Below are 24,359 nucleotides of genomic sequence, written 5' to 3'. Positions count from 1 at the left end.
CTTTTCTCACCCGCCGATCAAGGGGCCCAGGGAGAGTACTTCATGCGCAAGGCAATTTTCGGAACGACGGCTGCGGTCGTCTCACTGGCAGTGGCACTGGCGGCGTCGCCGGCGGCGGCGGATCCCGCTGCGATCGAGCAGGCGGTGGAAGCCGATTATGACGACCATCTCGAGCAGTTGTTCCTCCATTTCCATGCGCATCCGGAACTTTCCTTCCTCGAGACCGAAACCGCCAAGCGCATGGCTACCGAACTGCGTGCCGCGGGGCTCGAGGTAACAGAGGGCGTCGGGGGCACAGGAGTCGTCGGCATGGCGCGCAATGGCGAGGGGCCCCTGATCCTCCTGCGTGCGGATATGGACGGACTGCCGCTGCCCGAGAAGACCGGGCTCGACTATGCGTCCACGGTCACCCAGACCGGTCAGGACGGGCAGGAATACCCCGTCATGCATGCATGTGGACACGACGTTCACATCACCTCGATGGTCGGGACCGCACGCCGCCTGATGACGATGAAGGACCAGTGGGCGGGCACGCTGATGTTCGTAGTCCAGCCCGCCGAAGAACGCGTCGGAGGGGCGGAAATGATGCTGAAGGACGGCCTCTACGACCGGTTCGGCAAGCCCGACTACGCACTTGCCTTCCACGTCTCCTCGGGGCTCGCGACGGGCAAGATTTCCGCTTCCGAAGGCATCCAGTATTCGAGCGCAGATTCGGTCGACATCATGGTCCCCGGCGTCGGAGCGCATGGGGCGAGCCCGCACATGGGCCGCGATCCGGTTTACATCGCCTCGCAGATCGTCACGGCGCTGCAGTCGATCGTCAGCCGCGAGATCGAGCCGCTGAAGCCTGGCGTCATCACGGTCGGTGCTTTCCATTCGGGCACCAAGCACAACATCATTTCCGACCGCGCCGACCTGCAGCTGACCGTTCGGGCCAATGACGAGGAGACGCGCGCGCAACTGCTCGCGGCGATCGAGCGGATCGCGATCAACATGGGCAAAGTCCATGGCCTGCCAGACGAACTGCCGGTTACCGTCACCGTGTCCGAGGGGACGCCGGTGACCAACAACGATCCCGAACTCGCCCGCCGCCTCAACGCGGTGATGAAGCGCGATCTCGGCGAGGACGTGTTCGAGCCGTGGGAACAGAAGGGCATGGGGGCGGAGGATTTCGCCTATTTCGTGGCCGAAGAATACGGCGTGCCGGGCTACTATTTCGCTGTCGGGGGCACACCGCAGGCGGCCTTCGACGCCGAAGACGCGGGAGGCCCTCCGGTCCCCTCGCACCATTCTCCATTATTCAAGATCGCCCCGCGCGAGAGCGTGACGCTCGGCACCGAGGCGATGGTGGCGGCTGTGCTGGATCTCGCACCCGCAAGCTGAGCGAGTGCCAAAGGAAAGGCCGCCTAGCTCCACTCGGAGCAGGCGGCCTCTTCGTGTCCATTGTGCGAGGAGCTTACGCGACGCCCGGCAACAGCCTTTCGCCGGCGATCGCCTTCATCGCCTTCTGCAGCTTCTCGAAGGCGCGCACCTCGATCTGGCGGATGCGTTCGCGGCTGACGTTATAGACCTGGCTGAGCTCTTCGAGCGTCTGCGGGTTTTCGGTCAGGCGACGCTCGGTGAGGATATGCTTCTCGCGATCGTTGAGGCTGTCCATGGCCTCGACCAGCATGTCGTGGCGTACTTCCGATTCCTGCGCGTCCGCGACCAGCTCGTCCTGCAGCGGGGTGTCATCGGTCAGCCAGTCCTGCCACTCGCCCGAGCCTTCTTCGCCATTACGCATCGGCGTGTTGAGCGAGCCGTCGCCGCCCATCAGCATGCGACGGTTCATGTTGACCACTTCCTGCTCGGGCACGCCGAGATCGGTCGCGATCTTCTTCACGTCGTCGGGATGGAGGTCAGTGTCTTCGTAGGCGTCGAGGTTCTTCTTCATCCGGCGCAGGTTGAAGAACAGCTTCTTCTGCGCGGCGGTAGTGCCCATCTTCACGAGGCTCCAGCTGCGCAGGATGTATTCCTGGATGCTCGCCTTGATCCACCACATGGCATAGGTCGCCAGGCGGAAGCCGCGATCGGCTTCGAACTTCTTGACGCCCTGCATCAGGCCGACATTGCCTTCGGAAATGAGGTCCGAAACTGGCAGGCCGTAGCCGCGGTAACCCATGGCGATCTTGGCCACGAGGCGCAGGTGCGAGGTCACGAGCTGCGCCGCAGCTTCGGTGTCTTCATGTTCCTCGTAACGCTTGGCGAGCATGTATTCCTGCTCTTGCGTCAGCACGGGGAACTTCTTGATTTCGGAAAGATAGCGGTTGAGGCTCTGCTCGCCGCCGAGCGCCGGAACGCTCAAAGTTTTGGTATTGCTCACTTGTACCCTGACCTTTCTAGCGTCGACCTCGTTCGCCGGACCCCTGATGGGCATCCGACCTTCGGGCCACTACGGTTACGTATAGCGGACACGGTCCGGATTGCACACGTCTTTCATCGATTTCAACGAGCGGTTTGGTCGATCAGTTCCCGCATGTCGCGGGGCAATTCGGCGCAGAAATCCAAGGTTTCAGCGCTGATAGGATGTCTGAATCCGAGCCGGGCGGCGTGGAGCGCCTGGCGGCGGAAACCGAGCTCGTCGAGCAGCGGCTTGAGGGCCTTGGGAGTGCGTCCATAGACAGGGTCTCCCAATAGCGCATGACCGATTGACGCGCAGTGAACGCGGACCTGGTGCGTGCGCCCGGTTTCGAGCCGGCACTCGATCAGGGCGGCGTGATCGAGCCGTTGCAGCGTTTCGAAATGGGTGACCGCATGCTTACCGCGACTGGCATCGTCGGACAGGACCGCCATCTTCTTGCGGTCCTTGTCCGAGCGCCCGATGCGCCCCGAAATCGTGCCCGACGACGGGTTGGGATGCCCTGCGCAGACGGCGAGATAGCGGCGAACGATCGAATGGTCGGCGAACTGCTTTGCCAGTCCCTCGTGCGCGGCATCCGATTTGGCCACCACCAGCAGGCCGCTGGTATCCTTGTCGATGCGATGGACGATCCCCGGCCGTGCGATGCCGTTGATGCCCGAGAGCTGCCCCTTGCAGTGGAACAGCAGGGCATTGACCAGCGTGCCGTCGCGATTGCCTGCGGCAGGATGAACCACCATGCCGGCGGGCTTGTCGATCACGATCAGGTGCTCGTCCTCGAAGACGACCTCGAGCGGGATGTCCTGCGGTTCGGCGGTCAGCGGCTCGGGCGGGGGCAGGGAGATGGAGAAGGCTGTCCCGGCATCGACCTTCGCCGAGCCGCTCCTGGCCGTGCTGCCTGCAATCTCGACCATGCCGTCGGCGATCAGTCCCTTGATCCGCTCGCGCGACAGGCTCGTCGCCTCGGCGAGCGCCTTGTCGAGCCTCGCGCTCGTTGCCAGCGTTCCGGTGATGATTTCGCTCTCGGCCATGCTAGGGCCATGCGCGATGCCGATCCAAGTCTCAAGCGATGTCGTTGCCAGCCTGCTTGCCGAGGCGGAGCGGACGCATCCGCTGGAGTGTTGCGGCATCCTGCTGGGCGAAGGCGATGCGATCGCAGCGATTCGCCCCGTAGATAATGTTCACCCGCAATCCGAACGGCATTTCGAGATCGACCCGCAGGCGCTGATCGATGCCCTCCGCGCGGCGCGTTCGGGCGGGCCGCAGGTGCTCGGCTATTATCATTCGCATCCCAACGGCCTGCCGCGTCCATCGGCCACAGACCGATCGCTGGCGGCGTCCGACGGGGCGATCTGGGCGATAATCGCGGCGGGGCGAATCACGCTGTGGCGATCGGGGGATGCGGGTTTCGCGGCGCTTCCCTATGAGGTCGCCCCCCGCTAAGACCGTAACCCGTTATTCACCAGCCGGAACCCCAATGGACGACCGCCAATCGATCGATCTTGCCGCGATGCTGTGTTCGCGCCTCTGCCACGACATGCTCAGCCCCGTGGGGGCACTCTCCAACGGGCTCGAGCTGCTGGCGATGGAAACCGATCAGGAAATGCGTGCCAATGTCATGCAGTTGCTCGAGCAGAGCGCGCACATCAGCACCAACAAGCTCAAGTTCTTCCGTCTCGCTTTCGGCGCCGCGGGCGGCTTCGGCGAGCGCGTCGACGTCGAGGAGCCCAAGGCGCTTATCGAGGCGCTGGTAGCTGACAAGGCCAAGATTACGATCAACTGGGCGCTGGCCGATACCACGCTGGGCAAGCCGGCGGTCAAAGTCCTGCTCAATTTTGCGCAGATCGCCATCGACGCGCTCGTACGCGGCGGGACGCTCGATATCGGCGCAGAGCGCCGCGACGGTGCGTGCGAGATCGTGGTGCGGGCATCGGGCCCCAAGATCGCCTTCGACGAGACCATCGGCAAGGCGCTCGACGGTTCGCTCGACCGGTCCGACCTCAGCAGTCGCACGGCGGCGGCGCATATGATCCACCTGCTCGCCAGCGAGAGCGGAGGCGGGCTGCAGTATCACCGGGGCGAAGATGCGCTGGTGCTGGGCGCAGCTCTGCCCGAAGGCGAAGGGCTGATCGGTTGAGCTCGGACTTCGGCAAGCTCGGCGAGGGTCTTCCCGTAAGCAAGGACGAGTTGGTCGACCGCGAGGTCCTGTCCCCCAATTTCGACGAGCGTAGCACGCCCATTTCGATGGTCGTGATCCACTACACCGAGATGGAGGACAAGGGTTTCGCCATCGAGCGGCTGTGCGACCCCGAAGCAAAGGTTTCGGCGCATTACCTCATTGGCGAGCAGGGCGAAGTCGTGCGCCTTGTCCCCGAAGAGAAGCGCGCGTGGCACGCCGGACTGTCCTATTGGCGTGGCCACAAGGACGTGAATTCGGCAAGCATCGGCATCGAACTCGACCACCCGGGTCACAAGTACGGCTATCGCGAATTCAATCAGGCGCAGTTCGAGGCGCTGGTACCGCTGGTGGCACGGATGGTCGAGCGATACGACATCCCGCGCGCCAATGTGGTCGGCCATTCGGACGTCGCGCCGGCGCGCAAGATCGACCCGGGCGAGTTGTTCCCGTGGGACCGGCTCGCGGAATACGGGCTGTGCCTGCCGCGCCCGGAAAAGCTCGATCGCGGCGACCCGTTCGACAACGACGCCGCGTTCTACCTCGGGCTCGAACGCTTCGGCTACGACATAACCGACGGACACAAGGCCGTAGAGGCCTTCCAGCGCCGGTGGCGCCCCGAAAAGATCAACGGCGAGATCGACGGCGAAGTACGCGCGATCCTGTTCCAGCTGCTGCTCGACCGCGACCGCGGCCATTCGCGCTAGCCGGGCAGCTGCTCGCCCTCGACAGGCGCGATGGTCGGGACTTCGGTGCGACCGAGAAGATATTCATGCATGCGTTCCACCGCGACGCGCGCATTGACCCCCAACAGGTAGCGAACGCTGCGAAGGTCTTCGTCGAGCGACGATTCGGGATCTTCGCTTTCGCACAGGCGAGCCATACTCCAGCTCGCGAAGAGGCGCTCTTTCACCGCGACCAGGTCGACGAGCTTTACCTGCGCGTGCCTGAAGTCGCAGCAGATGCGCTCGAAGGTCGCTTCCACGGCAGTGCTCTCGCCCTCGAGTATCTGGATGAACTGGCCTTCGACGAACACGAGCAGACCGGTAATCCTGGCCTTCTTGTTGCGCCTTGCTGCCTGCTGCACGATGTCCCCAACCTGTTCTTCGACCGTCAGTTCGGTGGGTTCGAGGCATGAAGCGCTGGTATAGAGGAGCCTTCTGATCGGCATGGTTCCCTCGCAGAACTAGGCGTTGACGACGACGCGCTTGCCGGTCCGGGCAAGAAAGTCGGCGGAGGCGATCGGGCGCCCGGTCAGGAAACCCTGGACGTGGTCGCAACCCTGCTCGCGGATGAAAGCCAGCTGCGATTCGGTCTCAATTCCCTCGGCAGTGATCTGCATGTTGAGGCTGGAGCCGAGCTGGGTGATGGCCCTGACGATTGAGACGCTGCCACTGTCGCCGGGGACCCTCTGGATGAAGCTCTTGTCGATCTTGATGCGACTGATCGGAAAGCGGTGCAGATAGCTGAGCGAGGAGTAGCCGGTCCCGAAGTCATCGAGCGAAATGCTCACGCCGAGCTTGCGGATCTGCGTGAGCGTGCGCAGCGCAGCCTCGTCGTTGTTGAGCAGCGCGGTTTCGGTGATCTCGAGCTCGAGGCGCTCGGGGGCAAGGCCGGAATCGGCCAGCGCCTGTGCGACCATTTGCGGCAGCCGCGGATCGAGCAATTGTACCGGCGAGACATTGACGGCCAGGTCGATGTGGTCGGGCCACCCAGCCGCATCCTTGCAGGCCTGGCGCAACACGTCCGCTCCGATCCGCGAGACCAGACCGAGTTCCTCGGCAATGGGGATGAATTCGCTCGGCGGAATTTCGCCATGGTCGGGGCAGGTCCAGCGCAGCAGGGCTTCGGCTGCGGTGATTTCGTCGTTCAACGATGAGAATACCGGCTGATAGACGATGGTGAATTCGTCACGCATGCAGGCACGACGCAGCGCTGCCTCGAGCGAACGGCGGCGCTTGATCGTTTCCATCAGCATCGGTTCGAATACGCGATAGGTGTCTCGCCCGTTATTCTTGGCCGAATAGAGGGCTATGTCTGCGTGCTGGATCAACGCTTCGGGCGTCGCGCCGTGTTCGGGCGCGATCGCCACCCCGACGCTGCCGCTCAATTCGATGACATTGCCGTTGATCACCATCGGACGCGCGAGAATTTCGATGATGCGTTTGGCGATGGCCGTGGCCGTCCCGCGTTCCATCCCGTCGAACGCGATAACGGCGAACTCGTCGCCGCCGATCCGCGCGACCATGTCGTGATCGCGCACGGCGATCCGCAGACGCCGGGCGATCCGCTGGAGTACCTGGTCGCCCACCGGATGTCCGAGCGTATCGTTGATCGGCTTGAAGCGGTCGAGATCGACCATCATCAGCGCGAAAGGCGCCCCTTCGTCACCGAGAGCTGCGCACTGGCTGTGCAGTGCGTCGGTAAACTGGTGGCGGTTGGCAAGATTGGTGAGCGCATCGTGCATCGCGATATGAGCGATCCGGCTCTCGCCTTCCGTGCTGGTCCTGCGTTCGAGCAGATAGGTCGAAACCCCGGTTCCGATGATCAGCAGCGCCACCATGCCTATGGCCGCGGCCATCGCGGCGAAGGCCTCGCTGTCGGGACCTTGGGAATAGCCCTCCATGGCGGAAACGGAGAAGCCCGCCATACCGGCGAAGTGTAGGCCGACTATGGCCAGTGCCAGAACGGCGCCCGCCTGCATCGATCGGTGGTGCCCCGCATCGTCGCGCAGCAGGCGGAGGGCGTAGATCGAACAGGCCATGGCGACAACGAGCGAGGCGATCACGTAGCGCCAGTCCCACTGGACGATGCCATCGACACGATAGGCGAACATGCCGACATAATGCATGGCGCCGATCGACAGCCCGATCGTCGAGCCCCCGATCAGCGGCGCGAAGCGCGGCAGTTGCACCGATGCCAGGATGAGGCCGAGGCCGATGCCTGCCACAGCGATCAGCGCCGAGACTACCGTCAATACCCCGTCCAGCGTTACCGGCGCATTGGGTTGGTAACCGAGCATGGCGATGAAGTGGGTCGCCCAGGTCGCGGCACCCGCGGTGACTGCCGAGAGGAAGCACCAGTGGACGCGGGAAGTGCCGCCTTCGGTCAGCGTCCGTCGAAACAGCGTCGCTGAGACCATCGAGCCGGCGATGCACATCAGAGCCGCCATCACCACGAAGGCGATGTTGTGGTCTTCTACCAGGCAGCTGATGATTCGCATGCGGTCCTCGGATACGGCCCGCGAATGATCGCAGGCCCCGATTCGCCTAGGGAACAAAGTTTAACGAAATCGTCGGGCCGGCTCTCCGCAGCGCGGAATTCGTAGATTCACGTATACTACAATGCGATGGAGGCTCGCGCTTGGCGAACGGCGTGCGATGCCCTATCTGACCCGGCGCCAGGGGGCCGGGCAGCCGCGTGCCGCGAGGTACGAGGAAAGTCCGGGCTCCACGAAACGAGGGTGGCGGGTAACGCCCGCCCGGCGAAGTGCCTTTCGGGGTGCGAGTCGAGGGAAAGTGCCACAGAGAGCATACCGCCGATGGCCTGCTTGCAGGCTCAGGCAAGGGTGAAAGGGTGCGGTAAGAGCGCACCGGGGCGGCGGCAACGCGGTCCGCATGGCAAACCCCACCCGGAGCAAGGCCGAATAGGGGCGGCGCGTCCGCGCAAGCGGGCAGGTGCGTTTCGCATCGACCGCCCGGGTTGGCTGCTGGAGCCGCGGAGCAATCCGCGGCCTAGACGAATGGCTGCCCCCGCGCGGCTGGTGTGCAAGCATACCGCGTGCGGGACAGAACCCGGCTTACAGGTCCCCTGGCAAATCCTCGACAGCAGGCAGCATCGAGGTCTTGGGCGGTGCTTCCTTGGGCACGATCTGGCCCTCTACCTCGAGCCCTTCGAACGGACGGCAGGCTTCCTTCATCTTCTCCGAATGGAGGTGGACCTTCATCATCGGATCGGCTTTGCTCCAGTCGGTGCGCGGATCGTCGCGCACGACGCACAGGGCCCGCCAGGCGATGGGCAGTTCCTCGAGTTGTTCGATCGTGGGCAGGCCCTCGACCAGGACCTCTCGGCCGGCATAGCTGCCCTTGGCGAAGCCGACGAACTTGGTCTCGGTCCCGCGAATATGGATGCGGTCGGTCCCCGCGTCGATCCGGGCGAAGGTGTCCAGCCGGATCGAGAAGGCAGCCCAGATCGAGAGGCCGATCAGCAGCACCAGGGCGACCATCGTGGCCACGACGGTCCATTTTGCGGCGGGGTTTTCGAGGCCTTCGGAATGATCGAGCGGCACGAGGGTACTCCTTAGGAGGCAAGCAAGGACAAAACGCGAGACCAGGGCAATTCGCTCCCGCCTGCCCGGCGGCGGTGCGGCCGGACCGCTGGGGTGGCTAGGCGAATCCGCTGTGCATCACCATGATATTCCCGTCGACCTCGTGCGCCTGGATGAAGCGGCGCTGGTCGCCTTCGAGGACGAGCGCGGTGAGCTTGCCCGTGCGGAAGGCTCCGGTATCGATCCCGATCCGGTATTCGGTGCTTTCGACATCGTCGAAAATCGTGTGCCCGTGGACCACGACATGGCTGAGCGGCTCGCGGTGCTTGAGGAACCGTTCGCGAATCCACCGCAAGTCGGACTTGCGCTGCTCTTCGAGGCTGAACTTGGGATTGATCCCGGCATGGACGAAGACATAGTCGCCAGCGACGATGATGTCCTCCATCGCGGCGAGGAACTTGCGGTGCTTCTTGGGCACGAGTTCGTGCAACTCGGCCTGCAGTTCCTTCATCGTCAGCTCGCTGTAGCGCTTCTTCTTGATCCCGTAGCTGAGCACGGTCTCCTTGCCGCCATGCTTGAGGAAATGGCGCAGCATCTCCTTGTCGGTGAAGGCTTCGAGGAACATTTCCTCGTGATTGCCTGCGATGTAGCGCAACTTGCGCCGCTCGCCCCACTGCCGTGCGGTTTCGATCACGCGCGCGCTTTCGGGGCCGCGGTCGACCAGATCGCCGAGCAGTACCACGGTGGTGTCGGCTTCGCCCATTTGCTGGTCGTCTTCCTCGATCGCGACGATGAGCTCGTCGAGCAGATCGCACCGGCCGTGGATGTCGCCGATGACGTAATACCTTTCGCCCGCCGGGACTTTAGGCCTTGGAGCGGCAGGCACGTCCTTTCTGAAGAATCTCGCGAGGTTCAGCATGGAAACTATGGGCAATCTTGAATTTGCTGCGGGGGGGGGGTCGGAAGCAGATAGGCGCAAGCCGCCGCGGGGGCAACAAACCCGCACCGGACCACTTTTTGCAGTTGCGAAAAAGGCACAGCATTTGTTGCGAATGCGAAAACCGCACGATGCGATCTTGCGCAAATGACCTGAGTCATGCAGGTTTATGACCGTATCCGAACCAGAGGCTATGCAAAATGGTCCAGTCGGATTCGCAGGTGGGACGAAGCGACACTCGTACAGGAGTTTGTAATGCTCACGTCCTTTCGCGGCCTCATGGCCGTTTCGCTCGCTGCGGCGGGTCTTTCTCTCGCAACGCCGGCCATGGCACAGTCCGAAGAGGAAAGCGGGTTCAGTACCTCGGCCAATGTTGCGCTGACCACCGACTATCGCTTTCGCGGCGTCTCGCTCTCCGGGGGCGATCCTGCCATCCAGGGTGGCTTTGACGTCGCCCATGACAGCGGCTTCTACATCGGCACCTGGGCATCCTCGATCAAGGGCGGTCCGGCTTATGGCGATCTCGAGTTCGATATCTATGCCGGCTGGGGCGGCCAACTGACCGATGCCGTCAGCGTCGATGTCGGCGTGCTCTACTACATCTATCCGACCGAGGATCTGGGCCTCGATACCGATTACATCGAACCCTATGCCTCGATCAGCGCCAACCTCGGTCCGGCCGAAGCGACCTTCGGTGTCGCCTATGCGCCCAAGCAGGATTCGCTCGGCGGGGATGACAATCTCTATCTCTACACCGACGTCGGCTTCGGGCTGCCGGGCACGCCGGTGAGCCTCACGGGCCACCTCGGCTATACGGACGGCGCCCTTGCGCCGCCGCTGCTCGCCGGCACCACCGACGATACCGGCCTCGACTGGTCGATCGGTGCCAGCGTGAGCGAAGGCAATTTCGAGGTCGGCGTCGCCTACATCGGCGTCGAGGGACCGTCGATTGACGGTTTCACCGACGATGCCATCGTGGGAACGATTTCCGCCAGTTTCTGAGAATTCACTGGCGGGAAATCCGTGGGGGGTGCGCTGTGCCGGCGCACCCCTCTTTTTGTCAGTCGAGTGCGAAATCGACCGTGGTGACGACGCGGACCTTCTTGAAGGGCGTGTCGCCGATACCCCAGCCACCCGCCTCTCCATCGCGGGCCTCGATCGAAAAATAGCCCTGCGTCGCGTTGCGAATGCTGCCCACATCGGCGCCGCTGTCCTTGGCGAACTGCTCCGCAGCGGCGCGGGCGTCGCGGGTGGCCTCGGCGACCATTTCCGGCTTGATCGCATTGAGGCCGGTGAAGGTGTAGCTGATGCCCGAACCATCCTCTAGCACAACGCCCTTGCGGACGAGTTCGGCTTGCCGCTGCACCGCGCGCTGGGCGCGCTCGATGTCCTTGGTGCGCAACACGCTGCGCTGGCGGACCGTGTAGAAGACGGTGCCATTGTCGGTGTAGTTCGACACATTCACGCCCGCCGGGGTCAGTTCGGCTTCGGGAAAGCCCAGTTCCTTGAAGAACTGGCGCACCGCCGCCGCGTCGCGATCGGTGCTGGTCTGGGCAGTTCGCAGGTCGGTGGCGGTGGAGGCGTAGGACAGGGTCCAGGTCGCGAGGTCGGCGGTGACTTCGCGTTCGGCAAGACCGCGCACGGTCACGCTGCGTTCGGCGGCCTTCATTCGCACGAGACCGTCGCCCAGCACGAATCCTCCGACGACCAGGCCGATGGCCAATATGCCAGCGCTGGCGAGCCAACGCCGCAGGGTGAAATCCACTGGCTGCACTCCCCGGCTATCGGTGTTATCGGCTTCCTCTGACATCATCGCAGTCCTCTCTGCTCTGTTCCTCCCTGATAAGGGTTAGGACTTCTGCGATGAACCGTGCTTTAATATAGATGAATGGAGTTTGTCCGTGCCCAAATACCTGCACAGCATGATCCGCGTCGCAGACCCCGATGCCACGGTGGCTTTCTTCAAACTGATCGGTGTCGAGGAAGTGCGCCGGTTCGACAATGACAAGGGCCGGTTCACTCTGATCTTCCTCGCCGCGCCGGGGCAGGAAGGAGTCGCCGAGGTCGAGCTGACCTATAACTGGCCGTCCGAAAACGGGAGCGCACCTGAAACCTACACTGGAGGGCGGAACTTTGGCCACCTCGCCTACCGGGTCGAGAACATCTACGAGACCTGCCAGGCGCTCGTCGATGCGGGCCACACCATCAACCGTCCGCCGCGCGACGGGCACATGGCTTTCGTGAGGACGCCCGACGGCATCTCAATCGAGCTGTTGCAGGACGGCTATCTCGACCCGCAGGAACCTTGGGCGAGCATGGAAAACACCGGCAGCTGGTAGGCCGCGCGGGTCAGCCCAGATAGGGCGACTTCACGTCGTCGGGATGCGTCGTCGTCATCCGCAGGATGACGAACCCGACGACCGCTGAAATCAGCGATCCGAGCAGGATGCCGATCTTGGCCTCGTTGATCAGCAATTGCTGGTCGGCGAAGGCCAGCCCGCTGATGAACAGCGACATGGTGAAGCCGATCCCGCAGAGGATCGAGACGCCCCAGATTTCCGGCCAGGTTGCCTGATCGGGGCGAGGTGCAAAGCCGAGTTTGTCGGCTGCCAGAATGGCCAGGAAAATGCCCACCTGCTTGCCGACGAACAGACCCGCGGCGATCGCGAGCGGCAGCGGCGCCAGCACCTGTTCGAGCCCGAGTCCGGCAAAGGGCACGCCCGCATTGGCGAAGCCGAACACCGGGACGACCAGATAGGCGCTCCAGGGGGCGAGGCTGTGTTCCATGCGCTCGACCATCGTCTGGTCGTCGGGCCCGACCATCGGAATGCACAGCGCCGCGACGACGCCGGCGATGGTGGCATGGATCCCGGAATGAAGAACACAGTACCAGAGCACCACGGCCAGCGCGATAAAGGGCCAGAAGCGCGCCACCTTCATCCGGTTGAGGGCCATCATCGCGATCACCACCGCAGCCGAGGCTGCTAGCCAGCCGAGCTTGATATTGGCGGTGTAGAACAGCGCGATGACCACCACCGCGCCGATATCGTCGACGATCGCCACCGTGAGCAGGAACAGCCGCAACGATGCCGGGACGCGGTTTCCGAGTAGGCCGAGCACGCCCATGGCGAAAGCGATGTCGGTCGCGGCGGGGATCGCCCAGCCGCGCAGGAGTTCGGCATTGCCGCCTGCCACGCCGACATAAACCAGCGCCGGAAGGATCATGCCCGCGGCGGCGGCGAGGATGGGCAGGCGCCGCGCCTGCGCACTCGAGAGCTGGCCCTCGATCCATTCGCGCTTCACTTCAAGACCGACGACGAAGAAGAACACCGCCATTAGTGCGTCGTTGATCCACAGGTGCAGGTCATCCAGCTTGGCGATCGGCGTCCAGGCGAGCTCGCCGTAGAACAGGGCCTCATATTCGCCGGCGAAAGGCGAATTGGCCGCGAACATCGCCGCTGCGGCAACCAGGATGAGGAGGATGCCCGCCGATGCGTCGCTGACGAAGAGCGCGCGGACGGGGGCGAAAACGAGGCGGAAAGCGGAAGGACGTTCGGTCATCTTGGGCCGCTCTCTTTCGCAAAGCTGCCCGCGTTGCAAGTCTTGAGGTATCGGAGTAGTCAGAAAGGGAGGGGGGTGGCGCTTGTTTTTGGGGGGCTTCACGCTGGCGGAATGGTTCGTGCTCGTGCAGCACGAATTGCTGCTGTTCGCCGCAGCCTTCTTTGCGCTCGGCATGATCGACGAACTCGCCCTCGATTGCCTCTATGCGTGGTTTCGCCTGACCGGGCGCATCCGCACGCAGCGCGTCGACGAACGCAGCCTCGCAGAGCCCCGTAGCCTCGCGGGCCGCGCCGTCGTGTTCATTCCCGCGTGGCAGGAAGCAGCGGTGATCGGCCCCACGCTGACGCATATGCTCGATGTCTGGCGCCAGGACGAATTGGTCGTCTATGTCGGTTGCTATCGCAACGATCCCGCTACCATGGCCGCCGTGATGGCATCCGTTCGGGGCGATCCGCGGGTACGGCTGGTGGTGCACGATAGGAAGGGGCCGACCTCCAAGGCCGATTGCCTGAACCGGATCTATCTTGCGATGGCCGAGGACGAGCAACGGACGGGCGCCGATTTCCGTATGGTCGTGCAGCACGATGCCGAGGACATGGTCGATCCGGCTGCGCTCGATCTGCTCGACGCAGCGCTGTGGCACGCCCATTTCGTGCAGTTGCCCGTCATCGCACTCCCCCAAAAGCATTCGGCATGGATCGGTTCGCACTATGCCGACGAATTCGCCGAATCGCATGGAAAGGCGCTCGTTGTGCGCGACGCACTGGGTGCCGCCATTCCCGGGGCCGGGGTCGGCTGCGCGATCGCCCGTGGCGCGCTCGCCCGGCTTGCGGACCGGCAGGGGGGCAAGCCCTTTGCCGAGGAGTCCCTCACCGAGGACTACGAGCTGGGTCTCAAAGTCGCGCAGGACGGTGGCACGGGCCGGTTCCTGCGCGTGCGCACCTTGGATGGGCGACTGATCGCCACGCGGTCCTACTTTTCTGCGCGGCTGGAAGCGGCGGTCCGCCAGAAGACGCGCTGGATGCATGGCATTGCCTTGCAGGGCTGGGACCGGCTCGGCTGGGGGCGCGAGCCGGTCGAGCTGTGGATGCAATTGCGCGACCGGCGTGGGCCCTTGGCCTCGATCCTGCTGGTGATCGCCTATCTGCTCGTCTGCCTGCTTTCGGTCGGCATGGTCCTGCAGCAAGCCGGGATCGTCACTCCGCCTCCCGCCACCGCGCTGCTGTCGGCGCTGCTGCTGCTGAATGTCGGCGGACTGATGCTGCGCCTGTTCGTGCGCGCCTGCTTCACTGCGCGCGAATTCGGGTGGCGTCAGGGCCTGCTCGCGATCCCGCGCATTCTCGTATCGAACGTCATCGCGATCATGGCCGGGCGGCGCGCGCTGACTGCCTATGTCGGGACGCTTCGCGGCGCGCCCGTTGTGTGGGACAAGACCGAACATCGGGACCATCCGCTGTTGGCGCAGGCGGCAGGTGAGGGAGCATGATCGGGGGATTTGCCAGACGCGAGGGACAGCCGGTCCTCTTCCTCGGACTGCTGTTCGCCGGCTGGTGCCTGCTGCGCGTGCTCACCTGGCACAATCCCTGGCCCGAGCAGCTCGACTTGCCCGAGTTGCTGCAACTGACCGATGCGATCTCGACGGAGGCGGCCCCCGTCGCGCGTGTGAGCGACCCTCTGAAAGACGTGCACCTCGCTAAGGCAGAACGGGCGCAACCGCATGTGGCTCTCCGCACCAACCATGTGCCCCTAGACTCGAACATACCCCCAACGTCGCCGCAGCCCGATTTCGCGGCCTATTTCGATACGCATCGCCGCGCGGTGGGACATAATCTGCTTTTCGCCGCCGGAATGGCGAGCCTGCCCATGCCGCGCAGCGTCGCGGTCTTGCTCGACGGTGCGCCGGGCGTTGCGCGTTCGATCGCGAGGGCGCCGCAGCCGCTAACGGCCTCGCCCTGGCACGTCGACGCGTGGGCCTTGCTGCGCGAGGGTGGTGTGCGGCTGACCGGGGGAGGCGAGCGGCCTGCCAGTTACGGCGCGAGCCAGCTGGGTGCAGTACTCGCCTATCGCCTCGCGCCCACCGGCGCAGCGCACCAACCGGTTGCCTATGCGCGCGTTGCGCGCTCGCTGGTCGATGGCGGCGAAACCGAGGGAGCTCTCGGGATTCGGGCGCGTCCCCTTCCCGGTGTCCCTATCGCCTTCCATGCGGAAATGCGCGTGACCGAAAGACCCGGGCGGAGCGCAGAGATCCGCCCGGCCGCCTTCCTTGCCGGCGGGTTCGATTCGCTGCGCCTCCCCGGACAGGTTACGGCGCGGGGCTATGGTCAGGCTGGCTATGTCGCCGGCGACTTCGCGACTGCCTTCGCCGATGGTGCAGTCGTCGCCGAACGCGAGCTCGCGCGGTTCGACCTCGCCACCGTCTCGCTCGGGGCAGGAGCCTGGGGCGGTGCGCAGCGGGGCGCGGCGCGGCTCGACTTTGGCCCCAGCCTCTCGGTGAAGCTCGAACTGGGCGGCGCTCCTGCCCGGATCGAGGCAGACTATCGCTGGCGCGTGGCTGGCGGTGCCGAGCCGGGGAATGGCGGTGTCGTGACGCTTTCGACCGGCTTCTGACATCGTCCCGCTTTTATCCGCCGCGCCCCTGCGATAGGGCGCAGCCATGGACGTCTATCTCCCCATCGCGAACCTGTCCGTAAATGGACTGTGGATCGTCGCGCTGGGGGCCATCACCGGTGTGCTGTCGGGCCTGTTCGGTGTCGGCGGCGGGTTCCTGACCACGCCGCTGCTGATCTTCTACGGAATTCCGCCCACCGTCGCTGCGGCATCGGCCTCGACGCAGGTCACCGGCGCGAGCGTCACCGGCGTGCTGGCGCATGGCGGGCGCGGCGGGGTCGACTACCGGATGGGCGCGGTGATGGTCGGTGGCGGGATCATCGGCTCGGGCTTCGGCGCGCTGCTGTTCCGCTTCTTCCGCTCGATCGGCCAGATCGACGTGGTGATCAACGCGCTCTACGTCGTCCTGCTCGGGGGGATTGGGCTGCTGATGGCGCGGGAATCGGTGCAGACGCTGCGCGGGACCGGCAGCACCCAGGCGCCGCGCCGCCGGCACCACCCGCTGGTCGCCAGCCTGCCGCTGCGCTGGCGATTCTATCGCTCGGGTCTCTACATCTCGCCGCTCGCGCCGTTGATCGTCGGCATGGTGGTGGGCATGCTCACCATGCTGATGGGCGTCGGCGGCGGCTTCATTCTCGTGCCCGCCATGCTCTACATCCTCGGAATGAGCGCGAATGTCGTCGTCGGGACCTCGCTCTACAACATCCTCTTCGTCACCATGGCGACGACGATGATGCACTCGCTGACCACCAAGGCGGTCGACATCGTGCTGGTTTTCCTGCTGCTTCTCGGCTCGGTCACGGGGGCACAGTTGGGATCGAAGATGGCGGTGAAGGCCAAGCCCGAACTGCTGCGCCTGATCCTTGCCGCGATCGTCCTGGTGATCGCCTTCAACATGTTCCTCCGCCTGTTCTACCGGCCGGACGAAATCTACACGGTCACGCCGCTGTGAGGGCGCTGCTGCTCCTCCTCTTCGCCTTCGTGCTGATGGGCCAGCGCGATCCGATCCTCGTGCCCGAGGTCAGCCAGCACGAGGTGAGGGTGCGCCAGGGTTTCACCGGCACCGAATTGCTGCTGTTCGGCGCTGTGCTCGACCCGCAGGGCCGCGCGGCGGGAAGCGACTACGACATCGTGGTCGTGCTCAAGGGGCCGTCCGAACCCGTGCGTCTGCGCGAGAAGGAACGCTTCGCGGGGGTTTGGATCAACGCCGCGAGCAGCGATTTCCGCTCGGTCCCCTCCTATTTCGCGGTCGCCTCCTCGCGGCCCATTGCGCAGATCGTCGACGAGAAGACCGCTGCGATCTACGAATTCGGCACCGACTACATCCAGCTCTCGCCCAGCGGGGTGATCGATCCGGAGGAACAGGCCCGCTTCAAGGACGGGCTGGTCGATCTGAAAACCCGACAGCAGCTCTACAAGCAGGATTTCGGCGGCGTGCAGATCAGCCAGCAGGTGCTTTACCAGGCGCGTATCTCGCTGCCGTCGAACGTGGCCACGGGCACCTATACTGCGGAGACCTTCGCAGTGCGCGATGGACGGGTGATCGCCTCGGCGTTGGCCGAGGTCGAAGTGAAGAAGGTGGGATTCGAACGACTCGTTGCCGATTATTCGCAGCAGTGGTCGCTGATCTACGGCCTCATGGCGGTGGCGCTTTCGGTCGGGATGGGCTGGGCGGCAGGTCGGCTTTTCGCGCTCATCTGAGTGCTTCCCTGAGGCGCACGTTGACCACATCTTAAGCAGTTTGCTGCAGGCAGGAACCGTGCGCATGGGTCGCGCGCGCTATGTGGGAACCAGCCAGGGCAATGACCGATTTTGGGCAAACCAATTTCCGTACTTTCGATCCTTCGAAAGAAGACGGTGCCGAACCGCCCGAGCCGCGGAGCGCCTCGCTACGCGATCGCATTCGCCGCAACACGGAAAGTGCCGGTCCAGCGGCCTCTCCCTCGGGCTATCTCCACCAGCCCTCGCGGCCTCCTGCCACCGATGCCTCGCGCCCTTCGGCGCCACAAGCTGCGCAGGCCGAAGCTCCTGCAGAGGCAAGCACATCGCCCGCTGTCGAGGCAGACAGCCGACAATCGCCTGTGAACAAGGGCGGCGGCGAAGGCACGAAGCCAAAGGACACGACGCCCGTGCCCACCGACTGTTCGACCCAGCCCATCGGCGTGGTGCTCGAAATCGCCGGGTCGAGTTCGCAGATCGCGATCGATCTCCAGCGGCTCAACGAATGTGCCGAAGACCCCGATCCCTCGATCGCCATGGCCGGCCAGGTCGGTTCGCAGATCAAGATTCGCGTCGGCAACAGCTGGCTGCTCGCCAGCGTCCGCAACCAGCGGCAGGATCGCCAGGCTGGCTCGATCCTCGCGCATATCGACTTCCTCGGCGAGGGGATGGAGGAGAAGCTGACCGGAAAGCTGCACGCCTTCCGCCGCGGCGTGACCCGCTACCCCGTGCCCGGCGCGATGGTCTATCCCGCCTCGACGGCGGATCTGCAGCAGGTCTACGCCAGCGATGGGCGCAGTGCAGTCACCATCGGCAAGGTCTATCCGACCAAGGACATCCGTGCGGGCATCTATGTCGATGCCATGCTGGGCAAGCATTTCGCGCTGCTCGGCTCGACCGGTACGGGTAAGTCGACCAGCGCCGCGCTGATCCTGCATCGCATCTGCGAGGCAGCGCCCGAGGGTCACATCGTGATGATCGACCCGCACGGCGAATATGCCTCGGCCTTCCGCAACACCGGCGTGATCCTCGACGTCTCGAACCTCCAGATGCCCTACTGGATCATGAATTTCGAGGAGCATTGCGAGGTGCTGCTCACCAGTGCCGGCAACGAACGCCAGGTCGATGCCGACATTCTCGCCAAATGCCTGCTCAAGGCGCGGCAGAAGAGCCGGCTGGCCGAACACATGGGCAAGATCACGGTCGATTCGCCGATCCCGTACCTGCTGTCCGATCTCTCGAGCGAATTGCAGGACGCGATGGGGAAGCTCGACAAGTCGACCACCTCGGCGCCCTACATGCGGATCAAGACCAAGCTCGACGAGGTCAAGGGCGACCCGCGCTACCAGTTCCTGTTCTCGGGCATGCTGGTGGCCGACACGATGAGCGACTTCATCTCGAAGATCTTCCGCATGCCTTCGAACGGCAAGCCGATCTCGATCATCGACGTCTCGGGCGTGCCGTCCGACATCACCGCCACCGTGGTCGCGGTGCTCAGCCGGCTGGTGTTCGACTTCGCCATCTGGGGCCGCGAGGAACGCACTTCGCCGATCCTGCTGGTCTGCGAAGAGGCGCATCGCTACGTCCCCAACGAGAAGAACGCCGACGGCAATTCGGTCGGCACCATCCTCAGCCGGATCGCCAAGGAAGGCCGCAAGTACGGCATCAGCCTGGGCCTGATCACGCAGCGCCCGTCCGACCTCGCCGAAGGCGTGCTGTCGCAGTGCGGCACGATCATCGCCATGCGCCTCAACAACGACCGCGACCAGGAATTCGTCCGCGCGGCGATGCCCGAAGGCGCGCGCGGCTTCCTCGATGCGATCCCGGCACTGCGCAACCGCGAGTGCATCATCTGCGGCGAAGGCGTCGCCATCCCGATCCGCGTGAGCTTCGACAATCTCGAGGAAGCCAAGCGTCCGGCCTCGGACGACCCGAGCTTCATCGAATTGTGGAACCGCACGGGCGGCGAAGAGGACGTCGTCCAGCGCACGGTCAAGCGCTGGCGCAGCCAGGGATAAGAGGTCCCGTGCGGGGGATTACGTCCCCCGCGTATCCCCGAACAGGTGGATGTGCAGCCGGTCGCTCATGCGAAAGCCGTGCTCGACGCAGAGCGGGGCGAGCCATTTCTCGCGTGTGCGGAGCGTCTCGCTGTCGGTCCCTTCGGGCATGAGGAAGACGTGGCCGGGCCTGAAGCGATAGCGTTCGCGCAGCGCAAGGACCTCTTCGACATCCGCCGGTTCGGCGATCACGAACTTGAACCAGGCGCGCGGGTCGGTCGCATAGGCGTCGAGCCGTTCGGGCAACAGCGCGAGCTCGGGCGGGTTGCCGCTATGCGCCAGCTTGGGGCTGACGTTGAATTGGTCGATGCGGATATCCAGCCGCGCCGGCGCCTTGGTCGTGCCGTTGGTCTCGATCTCGACGCGCACGTCGGGCAGCAGCTCGAGCAGGCGGGCGAGGGCGGGGGCCTGCAGCAGCGGTTCGCCACCGGTGAGGACGAGGCGCGTCTGGCCGAGCGCGGTGATCCGGGCAGCAACCTCCTCCTCGTCCAGCGTCAGCTGGTTGGCCTTGCGCTCGAACTCCACACCGTCACGATGCGGACGATCGTCACCTTCGAAGTGCCAAGTATAGGCGGTGTCGCACCACACGCAGGCGAGGTTGCAGCGCGACAGCCGCAGGAAAGTGCAGGGCATGCCCGCGCTCGGCCCTTCGCCCTGTACACTGGCGAAGATCTCGGGTCCGCCGGTGTCGTCGGTGGCAAGGACTAAGGGCACAGGGAAAAGCCTCGACTGGTCGTTGCCACGGAACGGATGGACCGCATGGACCACGGTCCAAGCGCAAAAATTCCACCGGTCCCGAAAGTGCACTTCGATCGAAGATGCCCACGAGAGGGGAAGGGGCGATTGCCGAGGTCCATGATGCGCGGCCCTATGGCACGAAACGGGGGGAGTAGGAAAATTCTTCCTGGAGCCGGCGCCTGCAAATCAGCGAACGCCCACCGCCAGGTCCCATTGCGCGGGATCGAGCGCCAGAAGCTGCGCCAGTTGCGCATAGAGCGCGGGCTCTTCGCTGCGCAGGGCCGTCGGCTTCTCGAAGAAGGCGACGATAGCTTCGGCAAAGAATTCCTGATGGTTGGTCGCGCCATAGGGGTCGATCAGGGTCCGCTCTCCCCGGTCCAGCCGTTCGCCGTGATCGTGATAGGCGTCCAGCATCGCCTGCTCCCACCCGGCATAGGTCTGGCCCTTGCGCAGGATGGGGATGCCATCGACGTGACCGCTCAGGCCATCGAGCTGGTGGGCGAATTCGTGGATCACCACATTGTGCCCGTCCTGCGCATCGAGCCCGCCCTGCAATGCGTCGTCCCATGACAGGACGACCGGGCCGCGCGCCCAGCTTTCGCCGAGCGTCGCATGGTGGCCTTCGTGGACGAAATGGCCGTCGTGCGTGCCGCGCTCGGTAAGAAAGGCCGAGGGATAGACGAGCACGTTTCTGAGTGTGTCGTACCAGACCGGGCTGTTGACGATCAGCAGGCAGGCCTGCGCCCCGATGGAAAGCCTCATCGCCTCGGTCACTTCGAGGCCGTTGATGCCCCTGAAGGTAATCTGGTCGAAGAAGAGGTTCATCTTGCCTTCGAGCGCCTGGCGCAGGGGTTGAGGCAATCTCTTCACCAGCGGCACCAGTCTTTCCACCACCTCCCGCTGTTCGGCGGTAAGTGGCGTCGCCAACAGCGTTTTGCGTCTTCGACGCCGCCACCACCAACGGTAAGTCAGCAGGCCTGCGACGAGCAGGATACCCCCAGGGACGAGCCACGACGTCATTCGTCAAACGTAGGATGCGCTGCCGGGATTGGTAGGTTCGACCTTACCCCAGCCGCGCGAGCGCCGCTTCGAGGCGGGCGATCTCGGCCAGGTGATGCGCATGGTCGGCGCGGGCCTTCTCGACCGCTTCGGGCTTGGCGCGTTCGACGAAGTTCGCATTCGACAGGCGTCCATCGAGCGACCTGGCTTCCTTCTGCGAGGCGACGAGCGCCTTTTCGAGACGCGTCTTCTCGGCATCGATGTCGATCACGCCTTCGAGCGGGATAACGAACTCGTCCTCGCCCGCGGCGATCTGCATGGCGGGGCCGGCGGGTGTTTCGCCGAAAGTCACCGGCGTCAGGCGCGCGAGGCGCTCGATCGAGGCGGCATTCGCTTCGACGACGCGCTTGCCGAGCGGCGAGGGCGCGGCGACGAATGCCGCCAGCTTGGCGCCCGGCGCGATTCCCAGCTCGTTCTTGGCCGTGCGTGCGGCGGAGGTGAGCGCGATCAGCCAGTCGATCTCGGCCTTGGCCTCCGTATCGACCTCGGCCTGAGGATCGGGCCACTTGGCGGTGATCAGCGGGTAGTCCGCGCGCGCGCCCTGTTTCGACCACAGCTCTTCGGTGATGAAGGGCATGAAGGGGTGGAGCATGACGAGGATCTGGTCGAGCGCCCAGCCGGCGACGGCTTTCGTTTCGTCGTCGAAATTGCCCTTGATCAGCTCGATATACCAGTCGCAGAAGCGATCCCACACGAAGTGGTAGATCGTATTTGCGGCGGCATCGAAGCGCAGCTCTGCCAGTGCAGCGTCGAGTGCCTGCTTGGTCTCGACCACCTCGCCGATGATCCAGCGGTTGACCGCGTGGCTGGCCTCGGGCGCCGCGATGTTGGTGCTGGCACCAATCCCGTTGGCCTGGCAGAAGCGCGTCGCGTTCCACAGCTTGGTCGCGAAATTGCGATAGCCCTCGATCCGCTTGTCATCCATCTTGATGTCGCGGCCCTGGCTTTCCATCGCCGCCATGAAGAAGCGCAGCGCATCGGCGCCGTACTGGTCGATGAGGCCGAGCGGGTCGACGACATTGCCCTTGGACTTGGACATCTTCTGCCCGTCCGCGGCGCGTACGAGGCCGTGGAGGTAGAGCTTGGGCCACGGGTTCTGGCCGGTGTTGTACTGCCCCATCATCATCATGCGGGCATCCCAGAAGAACAGGATGTCGAAGCCGCTGATCAGTAGGTCGTTGGGATAGTGCTTGGCGAGCAGGTCGGTCTGCTCGGGCCAGCCGAGCGTCGCCGAAGGCCACAGCGCCGAGGAAAACCAGGTGTCGAGCACGTCCTCGTCTCGGGTCAGCGCCACGCCTTCCCCCGCCTGTGCCTGCGCCTCTTCCTCCGTCATGGCGACATAGGCCTTGCCCTCGGTATCGTACCACGCCGGAATGCGGTGGCCCCACCACAGCTGGCGGCTGACGCACCAGGGCTGGATGTTCTCCATCCAGTTGAAGAAGGTCTTCTCCCAGCTCTTGGGGACGATCTCGATGTCGCCGCTCTTCACCGCCTCGATCGGCTTCTTGGCGAGCGTCTCGGCATCGACATACCACTGGTCGGTCAGCCAGGGTTCGATCACCACGCCGCCGCGGTCGCCGAAGGGCGTTGCGATGGTGCGCGGCTCGAAATCGCTCTCGACCGGCTCGCCATCCTTGTCCTTGGTCACGTGCGGGATGAGGAAGCCGAGTTCCTTCATCCGCGCCACCACCAGTTCGCGCGCGCCGTCGACGCCGTCGCGCCTGAAGCGGTGCAGGCCGAGGAATTCCTCTGGAACCAGCCCGTCAGCCGTCTGGCAGACATTACCCTCGGCATCGAGCATGTTGAGCATCTCGGCGGGTTTCATCCCGGCGCGCTTGCCCACGTCGAAGTCGTTGAAATCGTGCCCCGGGGTGATCTTGACGCAGCCCGAGCCGAGTTCGGGATCGGCATGCTCGTCGGCCACCACCTTGAAGCGGCGACCGGTGATCGGCTGGAGGATTTCCTTGCCGACCACGCTTGCATAGCGCGCGTCGTCGGGATGCACGGCCACCGCCATGTCGGCCAGCATGGTTTCGGGGCGCGTGGTGGCCACGACAAGGTAATCCTTGCCCTCGGCGGTCTTCACGCCGTCCGCGAGCGGATATTTGAAGTGCCAGAACCCGCCCTTGACGTCCTGCGTCTCGACCTCGAGGTCGGAGATCGCGGTCTTGAGCTTGACGTCCCAGTTCACCAGCCGCTTGTCGCGATAGATCAGCCCGTCGTTGTAGAGGTCGACGAAGGTCTTGAGCACGGCATTGCTGAAATGCTCGTCCATGGTGAACTGCTCGCGGCTCCAGTCCATCGAACAGCCAAGGCGGCGCAGCTGGCGCGTGATCGTGCCGCCGCTTTCCTCCTTCCATTCCCACACCTTGGCGACGAAATCCTCGCGGCTGTAATTGGTGCGCTTGTCCTGCCGCTCCTCGAGCTGGCGTTCGACCACCATCTGCGTCGCGATGCCGGCGTGGTCGGTGCCGACCACCCACAGCGCATCCTTGCCGCGCAGCCGCTCGTAGCGGATCATCACGTCCTGCAGCGTGTTGTCGAGCGCGTGGCCGATATGCAGGCTGCCGGTGACGTTGGGCGGCGGGTTGACGATGGTATAGGGCTGCGCCTCGGGGCGCTCGGGCCGGAACAGGCCGTTGTCTTCCCAATGCGCGTACCAGCGCTTCTCGATTTCGGCGGGGTCGAAGGTCTTGGGTAGCTCGGTGGTCATTTATCTCGTCGCTGGCGCTTGTGTGCGGGACCGGCCCGCTCCCCCCCGGGCCGCAACGGCACGGTATCTTATGGGTGGCCGGGTGGGGGAGCGGGCCGGTGCCGGTAAATTGATAGGACGCCCATGC

General features: G+C 64.5%; 22 protein-coding genes and 1 other RNA gene. 13 read left to right on the top strand and 10 right to left on the bottom strand.

Going from position 1 to position 24,359, the window contains the following annotated elements:
• Positions 1–42 precede the first annotated feature (42 nt).
• Positions 43–1,383 (top strand): amidohydrolase, encoded by a 1,341-nt coding sequence (locus K3181_RS11755; RefSeq protein ID WP_221603291.1) that lies wholly within the window; start codon positions 43–45, stop codon positions 1,381–1,383.
• A 73-nt stretch (positions 1,384–1,456) separates the two neighbouring features.
• On the opposite strand, the gene rpoH is transcribed toward K3181_RS11755, so the two are convergent.
• Together rpoH and K3181_RS11745 are read right to left on the bottom strand one after the other, a co-directional pair.
• Entirely contained in the window at positions 1,457–2,362 is a 906-nt protein-coding gene (gene rpoH / locus K3181_RS11750) for an RNA polymerase sigma factor RpoH (protein WP_221603290.1), read from the bottom strand.
• A 122-nt stretch (positions 2,363–2,484) separates the two neighbouring features.
• Complete coding sequence (locus tag K3181_RS11745) at positions 2,485–3,429, bottom strand: RluA family pseudouridine synthase (protein WP_221603289.1); 945 nt, start codon at positions 3,427–3,429, stop codon at positions 2,485–2,487.
• A 16-nt stretch (positions 3,430–3,445) separates the two neighbouring features.
• Here K3181_RS11745 and K3181_RS11740 point away from each other — a divergent pair, with 16 nt between their 5' ends.
• From K3181_RS11740 to K3181_RS11730, 3 genes are read left to right on the top strand one after another with little or no spacing between them, the layout of a single operon-like run.
• The gene (locus tag K3181_RS11740; protein ID WP_221603288.1) at positions 3,446–3,841 is read left to right on the top strand and encodes a M67 family metallopeptidase; all 396 of its coding nucleotides are present in this window, start codon (positions 3,446–3,448) and stop codon (positions 3,839–3,841) included.
• Positions 3,842–3,875: 34 nt separating this feature from the next.
• On the top strand, positions 3,876–4,535 hold the full coding sequence (locus K3181_RS11735) for a histidine phosphotransferase family protein (RefSeq protein WP_221603287.1): 660 nt from the start codon (positions 3,876–3,878) through the stop codon (positions 4,533–4,535).
• Positions 4,532–5,281: an N-acetylmuramoyl-L-alanine amidase gene (locus tag K3181_RS11730; RefSeq protein ID WP_345725494.1), complete on the top strand. Its 750-nt coding sequence runs from the start codon at positions 4,532–4,534 to the stop codon at positions 5,279–5,281. The genes K3181_RS11735 and K3181_RS11730 overlap by 4 nt, the downstream gene beginning before the upstream one ends.
• On the opposite strand, the gene K3181_RS11725 is transcribed toward K3181_RS11730, so the two are convergent.
• Together K3181_RS11725 and K3181_RS11720 are read right to left on the bottom strand one after the other, a co-directional pair.
• Positions 5,278–5,745, bottom strand: a complete 468-nt coding sequence (locus K3181_RS11725) for a BLUF domain-containing protein (protein ID WP_221603286.1) — start codon at positions 5,743–5,745, stop codon at positions 5,278–5,280. The two genes, K3181_RS11730 and K3181_RS11725, sit on opposite strands and share 4 nt — an antisense overlap.
• A 15-nt stretch (positions 5,746–5,760) precedes the next feature.
• Complete coding sequence (locus K3181_RS11720; RefSeq protein ID WP_221603285.1) at positions 5,761–7,797, bottom strand: putative bifunctional diguanylate cyclase/phosphodiesterase; 2,037 nt, start codon at positions 7,795–7,797, stop codon at positions 5,761–5,763.
• A gap of 177 nt (positions 7,798–7,974) precedes the next feature.
• Between K3181_RS11720 and rnpB the strand changes: the two genes are divergently transcribed.
• Together rnpB and K3181_RS11710 are read left to right on the top strand one after the other, a co-directional pair.
• An RNA gene (gene rnpB / locus K3181_RS11715) (RNase P RNA component class A) lies at positions 7,975–8,392 on the top strand.
• 116 nt (positions 8,393–8,508) lie between these two features.
• Entirely contained in the window at positions 8,509–8,877 is a 369-nt protein-coding gene (locus tag K3181_RS11710) for a hypothetical protein (protein ID WP_221603284.1), read from the top strand.
• A gap of 82 nt (positions 8,878–8,959) precedes the next feature.
• Here the strand turns inward: K3181_RS11710 and K3181_RS11705 are convergent, their stop codons facing one another.
• Positions 8,960–9,760 carry a metallophosphoesterase gene (locus K3181_RS11705; protein WP_221603283.1) on the bottom strand — a complete coding sequence of 267 codons (801 nt, stop codon included), beginning with the start codon at positions 9,758–9,760 and terminating at the stop codon, positions 8,960–8,962.
• Positions 9,761–10,033: 273 nt separating this feature from the next.
• Between K3181_RS11705 and K3181_RS11700 the strand changes: the two genes are divergently transcribed.
• Complete coding sequence (locus K3181_RS11700) at positions 10,034–10,780, top strand: TorF family putative porin (protein WP_221603282.1); 747 nt, start codon at positions 10,034–10,036, stop codon at positions 10,778–10,780.
• Positions 10,781–10,838: 58 nt separating this feature from the next.
• Here the strand turns inward: K3181_RS11700 and K3181_RS11695 are convergent, their stop codons facing one another.
• Positions 10,839–11,543: an SIMPL domain-containing protein gene (locus K3181_RS11695; protein WP_370032745.1), complete on the bottom strand. Its 705-nt coding sequence runs from the start codon at positions 11,541–11,543 to the stop codon at positions 10,839–10,841.
• Between the two features lie 136 nt (positions 11,544–11,679).
• Between K3181_RS11695 and K3181_RS11690 the strand changes: the two genes are divergently transcribed.
• Positions 11,680–12,117, top strand: coding sequence for a VOC family protein (locus K3181_RS11690; protein WP_221603280.1), 438 nt, complete (start codon positions 11,680–11,682; stop codon positions 12,115–12,117).
• 10 nt (positions 12,118–12,127) lie between these two features.
• Here K3181_RS11690 and nhaA read toward each other — a convergent pair whose 3' ends face one another.
• Positions 12,128–13,339, bottom strand: coding sequence for a Na+/H+ antiporter NhaA (nhaA, locus tag K3181_RS11685; protein WP_221603279.1), 1,212 nt, complete (start codon positions 13,337–13,339; stop codon positions 12,128–12,130).
• An 82-nt stretch (positions 13,340–13,421) separates the two neighbouring features.
• Here nhaA and K3181_RS11680 point away from each other — a divergent pair, with 82 nt between their 5' ends.
• The 5 genes from K3181_RS11680 (at position 13,422) to K3181_RS11660 (ending at position 19,683) form a co-directional block, all read left to right on the top strand.
• Complete coding sequence (locus tag K3181_RS11680) at positions 13,422–14,825, top strand: glycosyl transferase family protein (protein ID WP_221603278.1); 1,404 nt, start codon at positions 13,422–13,424, stop codon at positions 14,823–14,825.
• On the top strand, positions 14,822–15,946 hold the full coding sequence (locus K3181_RS11675) for a hypothetical protein (protein WP_221603277.1): 1,125 nt from the start codon (positions 14,822–14,824) through the stop codon (positions 15,944–15,946). Before K3181_RS11680 ends, K3181_RS11675 begins: the two co-directional genes overlap by 4 nt.
• A 46-nt stretch (positions 15,947–15,992) precedes the next feature.
• The gene (locus K3181_RS11670; RefSeq protein ID WP_221603276.1) at positions 15,993–16,898 is read left to right on the top strand and encodes a sulfite exporter TauE/SafE family protein; all 906 of its coding nucleotides are present in this window, start codon (positions 15,993–15,995) and stop codon (positions 16,896–16,898) included.
• Positions 16,895–17,647 (top strand): TIGR02186 family protein, encoded by a 753-nt coding sequence (locus K3181_RS11665; RefSeq protein WP_370032755.1) that lies wholly within the window; start codon positions 16,895–16,897, stop codon positions 17,645–17,647. The genes K3181_RS11670 and K3181_RS11665 overlap by 4 nt, the downstream gene beginning before the upstream one ends.
• A 101-nt stretch (positions 17,648–17,748) precedes the next feature.
• The gene (locus K3181_RS11660; protein WP_247715084.1) at positions 17,749–19,683 is read left to right on the top strand and encodes an ATP-binding protein; all 1,935 of its coding nucleotides are present in this window, start codon (positions 17,749–17,751) and stop codon (positions 19,681–19,683) included.
• Positions 19,684–19,701: 18 nt separating this feature from the next.
• Here the strand turns inward: K3181_RS11660 and K3181_RS11655 are convergent, their stop codons facing one another.
• The 3 genes from K3181_RS11655 to K3181_RS11645 all read right to left on the bottom strand — a co-directional run bounded on the left by K3181_RS11655 (position 19,702) and on the right by K3181_RS11645 (position 24,232).
• Positions 19,702–20,436, bottom strand: a complete 735-nt coding sequence (locus K3181_RS11655) for a 7-carboxy-7-deazaguanine synthase QueE (RefSeq protein WP_221603274.1) — start codon at positions 20,434–20,436, stop codon at positions 19,702–19,704.
• Positions 20,437–20,646: 210 nt separating this feature from the next.
• Positions 20,647–21,480, bottom strand: coding sequence for a M90 family metallopeptidase (locus tag K3181_RS11650; RefSeq protein WP_221603273.1), 834 nt, complete (start codon positions 21,478–21,480; stop codon positions 20,647–20,649).
• A 43-nt stretch (positions 21,481–21,523) separates the two neighbouring features.
• On the bottom strand, positions 21,524–24,232 hold the full coding sequence (locus tag K3181_RS11645; RefSeq protein WP_221603272.1) for a valine--tRNA ligase: 2,709 nt from the start codon (positions 24,230–24,232) through the stop codon (positions 21,524–21,526).
• Positions 24,233–24,359 lie beyond the last annotated feature (127 nt).

Source organism: Qipengyuania mesophila (genome assembly GCF_019711655.1).
GTDB classification, from domain to species: domain Bacteria; phylum Pseudomonadota; class Alphaproteobacteria; order Sphingomonadales; family Sphingomonadaceae; genus Qipengyuania; species Qipengyuania mesophila.
The sequence above is the reverse complement of the archived record's forward strand: the minus strand, read 5'-3'. Positions and strand labels throughout refer to the sequence as shown.